Origin of the sequence: Mycobacterium pseudoshottsii JCM 15466 (assembly GCF_003584745.1) — a bacterium.
GTDB classification, from domain to species: domain Bacteria; phylum Actinomycetota; class Actinomycetes; order Mycobacteriales; family Mycobacteriaceae; genus Mycobacterium; species Mycobacterium marinum.
Genome location: NZ_AP018410.1, coordinates 2,426,531 through 2,442,689 on the forward strand (window position 1 = coordinate 2,426,531; position 16,159 = coordinate 2,442,689).

Genomic DNA, 16,159 nt, shown 5'->3' on the forward strand with positions numbered 1-16,159 from the left:
CTGCTTGCGGGTCCGTCGCACGACGACGGCGCGTTGTGAGATTTCTGGGAGTGCTGGCCCTAGCAGCTCACGGGAGGTTATGGTCGCCCAATGAGGCGGCTCTCGAGTGTTGATGCGGCGTTCTGGTCTGCGGAGACCGCAGGCTGGCACATGCATGTTGGTGCGCTGGCGATTTGCGATCCGACCGATGCGCCCGACTACAGCTTTCAGCGGTTGCGCGAACTACTCATCGAACGGCTCCCGGAGATCCCACAGCTGCGCTGGAGAGTCACCGGGGCCCCGCTGGGGCTGGACCGGCCCTGGTTCGTCGAAGACCAGGATCTGGACGTCGACTTTCACGTGCGGCGAATCGGAGTCCCCGCGCCGGGCGGCCGGCGCGAGCTCGAGGAACTCGTCGGTCGGCTCATGTCCTACAAGCTTGATCGCTCTCGACCGCTGTGGGAACTCTGGGTCATCGAGGGTGTCGAAGGCGGGCGCATCGCCACCCTGACCAAGGTGCACCACGCCATTGTCGACGGTGTCTCGGGTGCCGGGTTAGGTGAGATCCTGCTGGATGTCACGCCCGAACCTCGGCCGCCGCAAGAGGAAACAGTTGGATTCGTCGGATTCCAGATCCCCAGGCTGGAGCGCCGCGCGGTGGGTGCCCTGATCAACGTGGGAATCATGACCCCGTTCCGCATCGCACGGCTGGTGGAGCAAACCGTGCGCCAGCAGATCGCGGCGCTGGGCGTGAGCGCCAGGCCACCCCGCTACTTCGATGCACCCAAGACCCGGTTCAACGCACATGTGTCGCCGCACCGGCGGGTCAGTGGGTGCCGCATTGAACTGGCAAGAGCCAAGGCGGTCAAGGATGCCTTCGGCGTCAAACTCAACGACGTTGTGCTGGCGACGGTGGCCGGGGCGGCGCGGGAATACCTGAAGAAGCGCGACGAGCTGCCCGCCAAGCCGCTCATCGCGCAGATCCCGGTGTCCACCCGCACCGATCAAACCAAGGAGGACGTCGGCAACCAGATCAGCTCGATGACGGCGTCGCTGGCGACCCACATCAATGATCCGGCCGAGCGTCTCAAGGCCATTCACGAGAGCACCCAGAACGCCAAAGAGATGGCCAAGGCGCTCTCGGCGCATCAGATCATGGGGCTTACCGAGACCACCCCGCCAGGTCTGCTCCATCTGGCCGCCCGCGCGTACACCGCTACCGGGCTTTCCCATAACCTGGCCCCGATCAACCTCGTCGTATCCAACGTCCCCGGCCCGCAATTCCCCCTCTATATGGCGGGTGCGCGGCTGGACTCCTTGGTGCCGCTAGGGCCGCCGGTGATGGACGTGGCGTTGAACATCACCTGCTTCTCGTATCAGGAGCATCTGGACTTCGGGTTCGTGACGACACCCGAGGTAGCCAATGACATCGACGAGATGGCCGACCTCATCGAACCGGCGCTGGCCGAGCTCGAACGCGCGGCTGGTCTCTAGCTAGCGTGGGCCCGGGCCGTTGGTGACGTACACCCAGGACAGGAACCGGGCCACGGCTTCGGAAGCCTTATGCGCGCGTGGGGAACCGAAGATGTCGAAGGCATGCTGGGCGTTGGGCAATTCGGCGTAGGCGACCGGGGACTTCGACACCGCCCGTAATTCTTCGACGAACTCTCGAGCTTCGACCACCGGGATGAGGGAGTCGTCTTGGCCGTGTAGCACGAAGAACGGTGGTGCGTCGGCCCGTACATGGTGGATTGGCGAAGCATCGACGAAGACCTCGCGGTGGTCGCGGAATTTCCGTTTCACCACGAAACGCGCTAGCAATTCGACGAATTCAGGTCGCCCCTCGGCCTCGGTCGAATACCAGTCGTAGCGGCCATAGATGGGAACCGCTGCCGCCACAGAGGTGTCGGCTTCCTCGAAGCCGGGTTGAAACCTGGGTTCGTTGGGGGTCAGAGCCGCCAGCGCGGACAGGTGGCCGCCCGCTGACCCGCCGCTGATCGCCACGAAGTCCGGGTCGCCGCCGTAGTCGGCGATGTTTTCTTTCACCCAGGCCAGCGCGCGCTTGACGTCGACGATATGCGCCGGCCAGGTGTGTAGGGGAGAGACCCGATAGTTCAGCGACACACAGACCCAGCCACGCGAAACCAGGTTGCTCATCAGGGGATACGCCTGGGGGCGGCGCCATCCGAGGACCCAGGCGCCACCGGGCACCTGCACCAGCACCGGGGCCTTGCCGTCGCGCGGCAGATCGCGTCGCCGCCAGATGTCGGCCAGGTTGGCACGGCGGTGTGGGCCGTAGGCCACGATGTTGGTCTTCTCCACATAGAGTCGGCGTGCCACGGTCGTGCGCAGGGGGAGGTTGCGTCGTCCCCGCCGCGTCGGCTCGGTCGGCAGGGTGGCCAACTCCTGGGCGTAGTCAGCCCCCAGTCCTTCGGTCAACCCCTCCTCGAGGACCGGGCCGGGGGTGGTGATGCCGCGGTAGCGGATCACGCCCAGCGTTGCCCAGGCCGCGGCGGTAAGGGCCAACGCGACTTTGCCCTTCGGCCCGGCGAAATCACCGCGTCGTCCGCGGCGCAGCGCGTCCACCACTGACGCGGTCAGGTAAAGACCAGGCACCTCCGAGGTCGGCCAGCCAAGCCAGAACACGAAAAAGGCGGCATAGGGGTTGCGGCTGATGGGCCGTAATCCGTTGGCGGCGTTGACGAGTTCGGCCGTCGCCCGGGTCAGGGGCCGGGGCCGGCGGGCCAGCTTGCGCAGTCGATCGCCCCTCATGTGCCGCAGACCTTTGCCTGCAGTTCGGCACGCAATATCTTGCCGGTACTACCGCGGGGCAACTCGTCGAGAACCGCGATTTCGCGGGGCACCTTGTAGTTGGCCAGGTTGTCGCGCACATGTTGTTTGAGGGTTTCGGGGGCGGCATTCTCATCAAGATCAGCGTCGGGTTCGAGCACCACGAATGCGGCCAGCCGCTGTCCGTACTGTTCATCGTCGACGCCGATCACCGCGGCCTCCGCGACTTCGGGATGGGTAGCAAGGGTCTTTTCCACCTCGATCGGGTAGACGTTCTCTCCTCCGGAGACGATCATTTCGTCGTCGCGCCCGACCACGAACAGCCGTCCGTTGCGGTCCAGGTAGCCCACGTCGCCCGACGACATGAAGCCGGCCTGGAAATCCTTGGTGGTGCCCGATGTGTATCCGTCGAACTGGCTGTCGTTGCAGACAAAGATGCTGCCGACCTCGCCCTCCGGCACTTCGTTGAATTCCTGTTCCAGGATCCGGATTTCGGTTCCTTCGGCGGGGCGGCCCGCGGTGTCGGGTGCGGCACGCAGGTCTGCCGGCGTCGCGGTGGCGATCATCCCGGCCTCGGTCGCGTTGTAGTTGTTGTAGATCACGTCGCCGAATCGGTTCATGAACGCGACGACGACGTCGGGGCGCATCCGGGAACCGGACGCCGCGGCAAACCGCAATGTGCGGCCGCTGTAGCGGTTGAGCACCTTGGTGGGCAGTTCCATGATGCGGTCGAACATCACCGGCACCACCACCAGGCCGGTCGCCCGATGGCGGTCGATGAGGTCCAGCGTCGCTTCCGGGTCGAACTTGCGGCGGGTGACGATCGTGCATGCCAGTGATGCGGCCAGTACCAGCTGTGAGAAGCCCCAGGCGTGGAACATCGGCGCCACGATCACGATGGGCTGTTCGGCTCGCCACGGTGTGCGGTCCAGAATCGCTTTCAGGGTGCCGATTCCGCCGCTACCTCCAGAATGCTTGGCGCCCTTAGGCGTTCCGGTGGTGCCTGAAGTCAGCAGGATCAGCCGCCCGGTGCGGCCGGTGCGCTCGGGCTGGTCACCCAGGTGGGCGTTGACGAGCTGTTCGGCGGTCAGGTCGTGCTGTCCATCAGACCACGCGACGATTCGAGTGGCCTGTGGCCGGCCATCAAATGCGCGGTCGACCGTGGCGGTGAATTCTTCGTCGTAGATGACGGTGTCGAGGCCTTCGCGGGCCACCACATCGGCCAGCGCCGGACCCGCGAATGCGGTATTGAGCAGCAGAATGTCGGCACCGATCCGGTTGGCCGCCACCAGCGCTTCGACGAACCCGCGATGGTTGCGGCACATGATTCCGACGACCTTGGGCGAGCCGGCCGGCAGTGCCTGCAGCGCTGCGGCCAGCGCGTTGCTGCGCTCGTCGAGCTGCCGCCAGGTCAGCGTGCCCAACTCGTCGACCAGGCCCGGCCGATCTGGGCAGCGCTGGGCGGCTGCCGCGAATCCCGCAGTGAATCCCATCCCCTCGCGACGCATGGCGGCGGCGATCTTCAGGTACCGGTCCGGTCGCATCGGGGCGATCAGACCGGACCGCGCCAACGCGGTGATCAGACCCAGGATCTGGTCGATGCGAGGCGCCATGGCTCAGCCCAGAATCGGGAATCGACGAGTGGCGGCCAGCCTGGTGAGAGCCTCCTGCATCACCGAACGAACATGTTGGTCGACCTGGTCCACGTCGGGATCCTCGCCGAATTGGGCGATGACGTCGATCGGATCCAGCACCTCGGTGACGATCTTGGTCGGCAGCGGCAGGTTGGGCGGGATAGCCGCGCTGAATCCGAACGGGAAGCCGAACGAGAGGGGCAGAATATCGCTGCGCAGCAACCGCTTTAGCCCAAGCCGTTCGGCGAGCCAGGTGCCCCGGGACAGGTAGAGCTGGGTTTCCTGTCCGCCGATGGACACCGCGGGCACGATGGGGACACCGGCTTCGATCGCGGTGCTGACGTACCCCTTGCGGCCGTTGAAGTCGATGACGTTTTCCGAAAGCGTGGGCCGGTACGCGTCGTAGTCGCCACCGGGAAACACGATCACCACCCCGCCGGAGCACAATGCCTTTGCCGCATTGTCTCGGCTGGCCCGGATGTAGCCGGTGCGCCGAAAGAACGACCCGGTCGCGCCCATGAACAGGATGTCGTGGCTGAGCGTGTAGACCGGCCGGTCATAACCGAACTTGTCGTAGAAGTCGACGCTGAAGATCGGGACGTCCATCGGGAACATGCCACCGGAGTGGTTGCCCACCACCAGCGCCCCGCCCGGCGGAAACGAGTCCAAGCCGTGGACCTCGGAGCGGAAGTACGTCTTCACCACCGGCCGCATCACACCGATCATGCGCCGGGTCAGGCCCGGGTCGAACTTCTCGATGTCTTTGTCGTTGTCGGTATCGCTCACGAAGATCCCCTGACCATGGGCGCTGTGGGTCAACCGATGGTACCGATCGCCAATTGGTCCCGCGGCCGGCGGCCCCACCGGGTGGGCGGCAGTGATCTCGGCGAATCACCCACCAGAGTTCGCCGGATCGCGATAGCATCCGCCCTGCTAGATGTGCTGGGCGGCTGACCTTGCCAGAGCTGCCTGGGTCAGGCGGCGGAGGGGGGGTGGGATGTCGTTCGTGGTCACCGCGCCGGAGACGGTGGTCGCCGCGGCGTCCCAACTAACGGGCATCGGATCGGCAATCGAGGCGGCCAACGCGGCGGCCGCGGCCCTGACCACGCGGCTTCTTCCCGCGGCTGCTGACGAGGTATCGGCGGGGATCGCGGCGTTGATGAGCACCCACGCCCAGGAATATCAGCTCCTGGGCGGCCAGCTGGCCACCTACCACGACCAATTGGTGCAGGCCCTCGATCGGACCGCGGGTTGGTACGCGGACGCGGAAACCGGCAACGCGGCGCTGTTGCGCAACGTGCAGCAGGAGTTACTCACCGGGTTGACGGCGCCGGGCAGGGCATGGTCTGGGGCCGGCGCCGCCTCCGCGGGAGCGTCCGGCGTTGACGCGCTGATGAGTTCGGCCTTGCTGTCCGGCGGGTGCTCGGTCTTGGTCGTGGGCTCCACCGGAACCCCGCGAGCGTCGTATCGCTTCATGCGGGAGGTCTACGACCTGTTCGTCGCACCGCACTATTTTGGCGATTCGCTTTTCGGCGTACAGACACCCGCGCAGTTCCAGCCGTTCACCGGGATTCCCAACCTGACCTTCGATGAATCGGCCGCTACGGGAGCCAGCTACTTGCACGCCGCGATCACGCAACAACTCGCCGACGGGAATCGCGTTGTCGTTGCCGGCTTTTCGCAGGGCGCTTCGGTGGCGACCCTGGAGATGCGGCATCTGCAGAGCCTGCCCATCGACAGCAGGCCGAGCCCCGAGGACCTCTCGTTCGTATTGCTCGGCAATCCGAACAATCCGAACGGCGGGATCCTGGCGCGTTTTCCAGGTCTGTATATCCAATCAGTGGGTCTGACATTCAATGGCGCGACGCCGGTCACCGAGTACCCGACGACGGTCTACACGACCCAATATGACGGCTTTGCCGATTTCCCGCAGTACCCGCTCAATGTCGTCGCGGACGTCAATGCGCTGTTGGGTATCTCCTATTCGCACAGCCTCTACTACGGGCTCACGCCTGATCAAGTGGCGGCGGGCGTGGTGCTGCCGGTGTCCTCGCCGGACGTCAACACCACCTATATCTTGATCCCGAACGAGCACTTGCCTTTGTTGCAACCACTGCGCGGCATTGTGCCCGATTCGGTGCTCGATGGCATTGAGCCCGGTCTGCGCGACGTCGTTGAGTTGGGCTACGACCCAGGGCTCCGGCGTTGTTGATTAGCAGGCTTGTGAGCTGGGTTGATGATCTTTGGTGCCGCGCTATTGGGGCCGGAGTGTAGGCACGGGCTATCTGGAGAACGATCGAGTTGGTTACTGTTCGTCGTTGGTCTGGAGTTGCCCGTGCCTACCGTTTCAGTATTGCCTGTGTCGCCGGTTCCAGAGGTGTTCGACCGCTGGAGTCCTGGTGAGCGCAGCGAGTTCATCGGATCGGAGTTTCTCGATGTGTTGGCCTCGGTGCCAGACCCGAGGGGCCCACGCGGTCGGAGGTATTCGCTGATGGCTTTGTTGGCGATCGCGGTTCTGGCCACTGCCGCGGGGATGCGCGGCTATGCTGGTTTTGCCACATGGGCGGCCACCGCTCCCGATGATGTGTTGGCCCAATTAGGGGTCCGGTTCCGGAGGCCCAGTGAGAAGACCTTCCGCGCTGTTTTGTCTCGGCTAGACCCCGCCGACCTCAACGCCAGGATGGGCAGTTACTTCACTGCACACGTGGCCAGCAGCGACCCCAGTGGATTGGTGCCGATCGCGTTGGACGGCAAGATGCTGCGTGGTGCTTTACGCGCCAAAGCGACAGCCACGCATCTCGTGTCGGTGTTCGCCCACCGTGCCCGATTGGTGCTCGGTCAACTCGCTGTCGCCGAGAAAAGCAATGAAATTCCCTGCGTACGTGCCCTGCTCACGCTGCTGCCGGGTAGCTTGCGGTGGCTGGTCACCGTGGATGCGATGCATACCCAGGTCGTCACCGCGAAGTTGATCTGCGCCACCTTGAAGTCGCACTACCTGATGATCGTCAAGTCCAACCAAGCCAAAATACTTGCGCGTATCACCGCGCTGCCCTGGGCCGAGGTGCCCACAGCCGCTACCGACGACTCCCGCGGCCACGGCCGTGTCGAGACCCGCACCCCGCAAATCATCACCGCTGCACGAGGAATCGGCTTCCCCTACGCAAAACAAATCATCCGGATCACTCGTGAACGCTTGATCACCGCCACCGACCAGCGCAGCGTGGAGGTGGTCTATGCCATCTGCAGCCTGCCGTTCGAGCACGCCCGCCCTACCGCGATCATGACCTGGATGCGTCAACACTGGAGAATCGAGAACAGCCTGCACTGGATACGCGACGTCACCTTCGACGAAGACCGTCAAAGGGCACATACCGGAAACGGCGCACAGGTCCTAGCAACGCTACGCAACACCGCGATCAATCTGCACCGCCTCAACGGCGCCGACAACATCGCCGAAGCCTGCCGGATCACCGCTTTGACCGCCAACCGCCGCCTAGACCTCCTCAATCCACAATTCCCCAGCTCACAAGCCTGCTAATCAACAACGCAGGAGCCCTGGGCTACGACCGAACCGGATACGCGGATGTTCCCACCCCCGCGTCGTTGTTCCCCGCCAATGTCAATCCCAACGTGGTCGCGGGCGCGTTCGTAGAGGGCGCGGTGCGGGGGATCGATAATGGCCTGGCCGGCATGGGGCTACCGCCGCTACCGGATCTGCCGGCCGCGCCGTTGCTGCCGGAAATATGGAGCAATGCGCCGCCCATCCCCGGCTGGCCGGCGAGTGTTCCTAGCGCCATTGCGGTTCCACCGCAGCTCGGCGGTGCGATAGCCGGGCCGCTCGATCATCTGTATCGCACACTCGACAGCGTCATCAACGGGCAGATAAATCCCGCCATCACATCGGGTATCTACCAATATGGTGCCGACCTCTCCGCCGAGGCCGCCAGGCACGGCGCTTCTTCCGAACTGCTCAACGCGATCTACGTTGGCTGGCAGGTGTTGCCGATCTTGATCGAAGGGCCGGGGGTCATTCTGACCGCCGATACCTACTATTCGATCAACGCGATCAAGGATCTGGCGGCCGGCAACCTCAGCGGCTTCAATCAAAACCTGCAACTCATCCCTGCCACCAACGCCATGCTGCTGACTTTCGGTGCGACAATTCCGATCGCGGCCGGGGTCTCCGCTTACATCGGTCGTGACTTTCCCTGATAGTTGCCGTGTCGGTGCAGCAACCTGAAGGCCATGAAGGCCGTGAAGACATTGTGTGCTAGTGCTTTTCGTCGCGGCCGGACGGAGAAGGCACGGCGGGATTCAAAGCATCTATTCGTCGGCCGCGTGGTGCCGATAGATTGGAACCGCAAGGGACACACCAGCAGGGTTTCGCACCGAGAATGAGGCCGCTATGGGATTCATGTCACCGGACTTGCCAGACGTCGATCACGAAACCTGGCATACCCTGCCACGTGCAACGCGACTGCAGGTTGTTACTCGGCACTGGGCCGAACATGGCTTCGGGACCCCGTATGCGGTGTACCTGCTCTATTTGCTCAAGATCGGGATCTACGTCGCCGCCCCCGCGGCGATCATCTCGCTGACGCCGGGTTTGGGTGGGCTGGGGCATATCGCCGACTGGTGGACGCAACCAATCGTGTATCAGAAGGTCATCATCTTCACACTGCTGTTCGAGGTCCTCGGATTTGGTTGCGGGTCCGGACCGTTGACCGGGCGGTTCATGCCGCCGGTTGGCGGATTCCTTTATTGGCTGCGACCCAAGACAATTCGCCTGCCACCCTGGCCGGCAAAGGTGCCCTTCACCGACGGGGACACTCGCACCGTGGTGGATGTGACGCTCTACGCCATCGTCCTGATCAGCGGGGGGTGGGCACTGTTTTCTCCCGGCCATGCGGGACAGGTGACAGCCAGCGGTGACGTCGGCCTGATCGACCCGATCCTGGTGGTACCGACGATCATCGCGCTGGCGCTACTGGGTCTGCGTGACAAGACGGTCTTTTTGGCCGCGCGCGGGGAACACTATTGGCTGAAGCTGTTCGTGTTCTTCTTCCCGTTCACCGATCAGATCGCGGCGTTCAAGATCATCATGCTCTGCCTGTGGTGGGGAGCGGCCACGTCCAAGCTCAACCACCATTTTCCGTACGTCGTCGCGGTGATGACCAGCAATAACGCGCTACTGCGCGGCAGGCTGTTCAATCCGATCAAGCATCTGCTCTACCGCGACCACGTCAACGACCTGCGCCCGTCCTGGCTGCCGAAAATCATGGCCCACGTGGGTGGGACCACGGCGGAGTTCCTGGTTCCGGCGGTTCTGGTGCTCGTCGCCGGTGACCAGCCGTGGCGCTGGTTCCTGATCGGGTTCATGGTGATCTTCCACCTCAACATCCTCTCCAACCTCCCCATGGGAGTCCCGCTGGAGTGGAATGTGTTCTTCATCTTTTCGCTGTTCTATCTGTTCGGGCACTACGGCTCGATCCGCGCCATAGATCTTCGATCCCCGCTGCTGCTGGCGATCGTGCTCGCCGCTGTCGCCGTGGTGGTAGCGAGAAACCTTTTCCCGGAGAAGATTTCGTTCCTGCCGGCGATGCGCTACTACGCGGGTAACTGGGCCACCAGCGTGTGGTGTTTCCGTGCCGGGGCCGAGGAAAAGATCGAGGCCAGCGTCGTCAAGAGCTCCGCGCTGGTGGTCAACCAGTTGGCCAAGCTCTACGACGCGAACACGGCCGAAATCATGGCCGACAAGACGGCCGCGTTCCGGGCCATGCATACCCACGGCAGGGCGCTCAACGGGTTGTTGCCCCGGGCGATCGGCAACGAAGCCGAGTACAAGGTCCGTGAGGGCGAAATCGTGGCCGGGCCGTTGGTCGGCTGGAACTTCGGCGAGGGCCACCTGCACAATGAGCAGCTGGTACAGGCCGTGCAGCGGCGCTGCAATTTCGCCGACGGCGACCTGCGCGTCATCATCCTTGAAGGTCAACCGATCCACATCCAAAAGCAGTGGTACCGCATCGTCGACGCCAAGACCGGATTGATCGAAGCCGGGTACGTCACAGTCGAGGACATGCTTGCCCCGCAGCCGTGGCCCGAGCCCGGCGACGAATTTCCGGTACACGTGACGACTCAACGCGCCGCCCAATGACCAAGGCAGTCGTTGTCGGGGCCGGGCCCAACGGCCTGGCCGCCGCGATCCAGTTGGCCAGGCACGGGGTCGAGGTGCAGGTGCTTGAAGCGCACGACACCATCGGTGGGGGAGCGCGTTCGGGTGAGCTGACCGTGCCCGGGGTGATCCACGATCACTGCTCAGCGTTTCACCCACTGGGTGTCGGCTCACCGTTCTGGAATGAGATCGACCTTCAAAGCTACGGGTTGACGTGGAATTGGCCCGAAGTCGACTGCGCACATCCGCTCGACGACGGCACGGCCGGGGTGCTGTACCAGTCGATTGAACGCACGGCGGCGGGCATGGGGCCCGACGGCAAACGGTGGCGCCGTGCGGTGGGGGACCTGGCGGCCGGTTTCGATGAACTGGCGGGCGACCTGCTCCGCCCGGTGCTCGGCGTTCCCCGTCACCCGCTTCGGCTGGCCGCCTTCGGGCCTCGGGCGGCGCTGCCCGCCACCATGATGGCGCGCTGGTTCCGTACCGAGCAGGCGCGCGCACTGTTCGGAGGCGCTGCCGCGCACGTCTACACCCGGCTGGACCGGCCGCTGACCGCGTCGCTGGGGTTGATGATCTTGGCCAGCGGCCACCGCTACGGCTGGCCCGTCGCACAAGGCGGTTCCGGGTCGATAACCGCGGCACTGGGAGCCGCCCTGGACGCGCTCGGCGGTGTCGTGGCCACGGGGATAACCGTCACCAGCCGCCGTGACATCCCCGATGCCGACATCGTCATGCTCGACCTCAGCCCGGCCAACGTTCTGGCGCTGTACGGCGATGCGATGCCCGCGCGGATCAAGCGGTCCTACCGGCGTTATCGGGAAGGATCGTCGGCGTTCAAGGTCGACTTCGCCATCGAAGGCGACATTCCATGGACCAATCCTGACTGCCGGCGGGCCGGGACCGTCCACCTCGGGGGCACGTTCGCCGAGATCGCGGACACCGAACGCCAACGCGCACAAGGTCGAATGGTGCAACGACCGTTCGTCTTGATCGGGCAGCAATACCTGGCCGACCCGTCGCGTTCGGCGGGCAACATCAACCCGATCTGGGCCTACGCACACGTACCGTTCGGCTATGCCGGCGACGCCACTGCCGCCGTCATCGACCAGATAGAACGATTCGCGCCCGGATTCCGCGATCGCATCACCGCGACCGTCAGCAAGTCGACCGCCGAGATACAGGCCTACAACCGCAACTTCATCGGCGGTGACATCATCGGCGGGGCCAATGACGGGCTCCAGGTCATTTTCCGGCCGCGGATAGCCCTCGATCCGTATGCGATCGGGGTACCCGGTGTCTATCTGTGTTCCCAATCCGCCCCGCCGGGCGCCGGAATCCACGGACTGTGTGGCTACCACGCCGCGGAATCGGCGTTGCAGGGGTTGCGTAAGCGGCGCTGAGGCTGTCTCAGCCGGCTCCCGCACCCGACGGGCCGGGCTGAACCGGCTGACCCGCCACAGGTCCGCCGACCGGCGCCGGACCGATTGGCCCGTCCTTGCCGGTTCCCGACATATCGATGATGGGAGCTCCGGCCGCCGGAACGCCCGCGGGCACCGGCCCGAGCGCGATCAGCGGAACGCCGGCCGGGATGGGTACCGGTGCGCCGGCCGCGATGGGGATGGGTGCGCCGGCCGGGATGGGTACCGGTGCGGCGGCCGTGATGGGGATGGGTGCGGCGGCCGGGATGGGGATGGGTGCGGCGGCCGGGATGGGGATGGGTGCGCCGGCCGGGATGGGGATGGGTGCGCCGGCCGGGATGGGCACGGGTGCGCCGGCCGGGATGGGTACCGGTGCGGCGGCCGGGATCGGCACCGGTGCGGCCGCCGCGGCCCCACCGAGATCGATCAGTGGCGCACCAGCCGGAAGCACCGGAATGGGCCCTGGCACCGCCATCGGAACACCAGCCATGTCATTGATGGGAGCGCTGGCCGCGCATGTCGCGCCGGCCGCTGCCGGACCGCCGGCCGCAGCTGGACCGCCCGCCGCAGCTGGACCGCCCGCCGCCGGTGCTCCGCCTTCGCCCGCCATCCCTTGGATGCACGCGTAGCCGTCGGTTTTCAGCGGGACAGCTGCCGCTTGTGGGCTCAACGCAATAGCGGCTCCGCACAGCCCAGCGCAGGCAACTACCTTGAAGTTGAACCGATCAAAGATCGTCATCAACGCCGACTCCTCTTTATTCGCGCCCGGTACTTCTGCAATCAATTGGTGCAGTAACACCGCATGGTCCTACTGCACTCGTGTCTAGCCGACCGGCACAATTGTTAGCGGCCGCCGCGATACACGCGCCGCGCCGCACCGCGCCGTTTCCAAATGGTGACGTTTCCCCTCGAATCCCCTTCCGGCCCTGTCCGCCGGGGCCGGCGAACCCGCCGCGCCGCGCCGGGGCTTTCGCGGCCGCAGAGTTCTGGCATTTGTTACCGGCAGGGCGGTGACGCGTGTCACTGATCTAGGCTGACGGGCAAGGCGCTTTTAGGCGGACATGGAAGGCAGGGAGAGGCAAGTGACGGTCCGGGTAGGTATCAACGGCTTTGGTCGAATCGGCCGCAACTTTTACCGGGCCTTATTGGCTCAACAACAGCAGGGCAGCGCGGACATCGAGGTGATCGCCGTCAATGACATCACCGACAACCAGACGCTGGCCCACCTGCTCAAATTCGACTCGATTCTGGGCCGGTTGCCCCAGGACGTGAGTCTCGAGGGCGAGGACACCATCGTCGTCGGCGGTGTGAAGATCAAGGCCCTCGAGGTGCGGGAGGGCCCGGCGGCGATGCCCTGGGGCGACCTGGGGGTCGATGTCGTCGTCGAGTCCACCGGTCTTTTCACCAACGCTGCCAAGGCCAAGGGCCACCTGGACGCGGGTGCGAAGAAGGTGATCATCTCGGCGCCTGCGACCGACCCGGACCTCACCATCGTGCTGGGGGTCAACGACGACAAGTACGACGGCAGCCAGAACATCATCTCCAACGCGTCGTGCACGACGAACTGCCTGGCGCCGTTGGCCAAGGTGCTGCACGACGAGTTCGGCATCGTCAAGGGCCTGATGACCACCATCCACGCCTACACCCAGGACCAGAACCTGCAGGATGGGCCGCACAAGGACTTGCGTCGTGCCCGGGCCGCCGCGCTCAACATCGTGCCGACTTCTACCGGCGCCGCCAAAGCCATCGGTCTGGTGATGCCCGAGCTCAAGGGCAAGCTCGACGGTTACGCGCTGCGGGTGCCGATCCCGACCGGTTCGGTGACCGACCTGACCGCGGAATTGGCCAAGGCCGCGACCGCCGAAGAGATCAACGCGGCGTTCAAAGCCGCGGCCGAGGGCAGACTCAAGGGCATTCTGAAGTACTACGACGCCCCGATTGTGTCCAGCGACATCGTCACCGACCCGCACAGCTCGATCTTCGATTCCGGGCTGACCAAGGTGATCGATGACCAGGCCAAGGTGGTGTCTTGGTACGACAACGAATGGGGTTACTCCAACCGGCTCATCGACCTGGTCGCGCTGGTCGGCAAGTCCCTCTAGGTTCCGGCAGCCGTGACCATCCATTCCCTTGAAGACCTTCTCGCTGAAGGTGTTTCGGGTCGCGGGGTGCTGGTGCGCTCCGATCTGAATGTGCCGCTCGACGAGAACGGTGTCATTACCGACGCGGGCCGTATCACCGCGTCGGTACCGACGTTGAAGGCGCTGCTCGACGGCGGCGCCAAGGTCGTCGTCGCAGCGCATTTGGGTCGTCCCAAGGATGGGCCCGACCCGAAGCTGTCTCTGGAGCCGGTTGCCGCGGCTCTTGGCGAGCAACTGGGCCGGCACGTGCAGTTGGCCGGAGACATCGTCGGCACCGATGCGCTCGCTCGTGCCGAAGGGCTGACCGACGGCGACGTCCTGCTGCTGGAGAACATCCGCTTCGACAAGCGCGAAACCAGCAAGGACGACGGCGAGCGCCTCGCTTTCGCCAAGCAGCTCGCCGAACTGGTCAGCCCGGGAGGTGCTTTCGTCTCGGATGGCTTTGGCGTGGTGCACCGCAAGCAAGCTTCGGTGTATGACGTCGCCACGTTGCTGCCGCACTATGTCGGCAGGCTGGTGGCTGATGAAATCCGCGTGCTCGAGCAGTTGACCAGTTCGACCGAGCGGCCGTACGCGGTGGTGCTGGGCGGGTCGAAGGTATCCGACAAGCTCGGTGTCATCGAGTCGCTGGCAACCAAGGCCGACAGCATCGTGATCGGCGGCGGAATGTGTTTCACATTCCTTGCCGCCCAAGGTTACTCGGTCGGCACGTCGCTGCTGGAAAAAGAGATGATCGACACCTGTCGAAGGCTGCTCGACACCTACCACGATGTGCTGCGGCTACCCGTCGACGTGGTGGTGACCGAGAAGTTCGCCGCCGATTCACCACCTCAAACCGTTGCCGCGGATGCGATCCCGGCCGACACGATGGGCTTGGATATCGGGCCGGGATCGGTCAAGAGGTTCGCCGCGCTGCTGTCCAACGCCAAGACTATCTTCTGGAATGGCCCGATGGGCGTATTCGAATTCCCGGCGTACGCGACGGGCACCAGGGGCATCGCCGAGGCGATTGTCGCGGCGACCGGCAAGGGTGCGTTCAGCGTGGTCGGCGGCGGTGACTCCGCCGCCGCGGTTCGCGCGCTTGGCATTTCGGAGGGATCGTTCTCGCACATTTCCACCGGCGGCGGCGCGTCGCTGGAATACCTGGAGGGCAAGACGCTGCCCGGCATCGAGGTGCTCGGTAGACCCCAGCCCGGCCAAACCGAGGGCGGAGGACCCGCATGAGCCGCAAGCCGTTGATCGCCGGCAACTGGAAGATGAACCTCAATCACTTCGAGGCGATCGCTCTGGTGCAGAAGATCGCATTCTCGTTGCCGGACAAGTACTACGACAAAGTCGATGTGACGGTCATTCCGCCGTTCACCGACTTGCGCAGTGTACAGACCTTGGTCGACGGTGACAAGCTGCGCCTGACCTATGGCGGTCAAGACCTGTCCCAGCACGACTCCGGTGCCTATACCGGTGACATCAGTGGGGCATTTCTGGCCAAACTGGGCTGCAGCTTCGTCGTCGTGGGGCATTCGGAACGGCGCACCTACCACAACGAGGACGACGCTCTAGTGGCCGCCAAGGCTGCCGCGGCGCTCAAGCACGACCTGACTCCGATCGTCTGCACCGGCGAGCACCTCGATGTGCGTGAGGCGGGAAATCACGTGGCGCACAACGTCGAACAACTGCGCGGTTCGCTGTCCGGGCTTTCAGCAGAGCAGATCAGCAAGGTGGTCATCGCCTACGAGCCGGTCTGGGCGATCGGCACCGGGCGGGTAGCCGGCGCAGCCGACGCCCAGGAAGTCTGTGCGGCAATCCGCAGCGAGCTTGGTTCGCTGGCCTCGCCGCAGATCGCCGACGCGGTTCGGGTGCTCTACGGCGGCTCGGTCAACGCGAAGAACATCGGCGAACTGATCGCGCAGGCGGACGTCGACGGTGGCCTGGTGGGTGGCGCGTCGTTGGACGGTGAACAGTTTGCGACGCTGGCGGCCATCGCCGCCGGGGGACCGCTGCCGTAACCGGGCAGTCACGGCGAGC

11 protein-coding genes and 2 pseudogenes are annotated in these 16,159 nt (G+C 64.8%); 9 read left to right on the plus strand and 4 right to left on the minus strand.

Annotated features, from left to right (window positions below; translation table 11 throughout):
- The first annotated feature begins 90 nt into the window (after positions 1 to 90).
- Positions 91 to 1,473 (plus strand): WS/DGAT/MGAT family O-acyltransferase, encoded by a 1,383-nt coding sequence (locus tag MPSD_RS11090; RefSeq protein ID WP_086084670.1) that lies wholly within the window; start codon positions 91 to 93, stop codon positions 1,471 to 1,473.
- Here the strand turns inward: MPSD_RS11090 and MPSD_RS11095 are convergent, their stop codons facing one another.
- Genes MPSD_RS11095 through MPSD_RS11105 form a run of 3 tightly spaced genes read right to left on the minus strand, consistent with a single transcriptional unit; the run spans position 1,474 to position 5,129 of the window.
- On the minus strand, positions 1,474 to 2,751 hold the full coding sequence (locus tag MPSD_RS11095; RefSeq protein WP_086084671.1) for an alpha/beta hydrolase: 1,278 nt from the start codon (positions 2,749 to 2,751) through the stop codon (positions 1,474 to 1,476).
- Complete coding sequence (gene fadD12, locus MPSD_RS11100) at positions 2,748 to 4,382, minus strand: acyl-CoA ligase FadD12 (protein WP_020787827.1); 1,635 nt, start codon at positions 4,380 to 4,382, stop codon at positions 2,748 to 2,750. Before fadD12 ends, MPSD_RS11095 begins: the two co-directional genes overlap by 4 nt.
- A gap of 3 nt (positions 4,383 to 4,385) precedes the next feature.
- A complete protein-coding gene (locus tag MPSD_RS11105; protein ID WP_232022875.1) occupies positions 4,386 to 5,129 on the minus strand; it encodes a lysophospholipid acyltransferase family protein in 744 nt (247 codons plus the stop codon).
- Between the two features lie 271 nt (positions 5,130 to 5,400).
- Here MPSD_RS11105 and MPSD_RS11110 point away from each other — a divergent pair.
- The 5 genes and pseudogenes from MPSD_RS11110 to MPSD_RS11135 all read left to right on the plus strand — a co-directional run.
- Positions 5,401 to 6,594: pseudogene (locus MPSD_RS11110) on the plus strand (PE family protein); the annotation flags it as partial.
- 144 nt (positions 6,595 to 6,738) lie between these two features.
- Positions 6,739 to 7,941: an ISAs1-like element IS2404/ISMul1 family transposase gene (locus tag MPSD_RS11120; RefSeq protein WP_420811898.1), complete on the plus strand. Its 1,203-nt coding sequence runs from the start codon at positions 6,739 to 6,741 to the stop codon at positions 7,939 to 7,941.
- A 257-nt stretch (positions 7,942 to 8,198) separates the two neighbouring features.
- Positions 8,199 to 8,615: pseudogene (locus MPSD_RS30770) on the plus strand (PE family protein); the annotation flags it as partial.
- 193 nt (positions 8,616 to 8,808) lie between these two features.
- Positions 8,809 to 10,557: a DUF3556 domain-containing protein gene (locus tag MPSD_RS11130; protein WP_020787823.1), complete on the plus strand. Its 1,749-nt coding sequence runs from the start codon at positions 8,809 to 8,811 to the stop codon at positions 10,555 to 10,557.
- Positions 10,554 to 11,975 (plus strand): phytoene desaturase family protein, encoded by a 1,422-nt coding sequence (locus tag MPSD_RS11135; protein WP_086085587.1) that lies wholly within the window; start codon positions 10,554 to 10,556, stop codon positions 11,973 to 11,975. Before MPSD_RS11130 ends, MPSD_RS11135 begins: the two co-directional genes overlap by 4 nt.
- A gap of 7 nt (positions 11,976 to 11,982) precedes the next feature.
- Here MPSD_RS11135 and MPSD_RS11140 read toward each other — a convergent pair whose 3' ends face one another.
- Positions 11,983 to 12,732: a beta-xylosidase gene (locus MPSD_RS11140; RefSeq protein ID WP_174524116.1), complete on the minus strand. Its 750-nt coding sequence runs from the start codon at positions 12,730 to 12,732 to the stop codon at positions 11,983 to 11,985.
- Positions 12,733 to 13,075: 343 nt separating this feature from the next.
- Here MPSD_RS11140 and gap point away from each other — a divergent pair, with 343 nt between their 5' ends.
- Genes gap through tpiA form a run of 3 tightly spaced genes read left to right on the plus strand, consistent with a single transcriptional unit; the run spans position 13,076 to position 16,140 of the window.
- Entirely contained in the window at positions 13,076 to 14,095 is a 1,020-nt protein-coding gene (gene gap, locus MPSD_RS11145) for a type I glyceraldehyde-3-phosphate dehydrogenase (RefSeq protein ID WP_011739921.1), read from the plus strand.
- A 12-nt stretch (positions 14,096 to 14,107) separates the two neighbouring features.
- The gene (locus MPSD_RS11150) at positions 14,108 to 15,358 is read left to right on the plus strand and encodes a phosphoglycerate kinase (RefSeq protein ID WP_086085585.1); all 1,251 of its coding nucleotides are present in this window, start codon (positions 14,108 to 14,110) and stop codon (positions 15,356 to 15,358) included.
- A complete protein-coding gene (tpiA, locus tag MPSD_RS11155; RefSeq protein WP_086085584.1) occupies positions 15,355 to 16,140 on the plus strand; it encodes a triose-phosphate isomerase in 786 nt (261 codons plus the stop codon). The genes MPSD_RS11150 and tpiA overlap by 4 nt, the downstream gene beginning before the upstream one ends.
- The last annotated feature ends 19 nt before the right edge of the window (positions 16,141 to 16,159 follow it).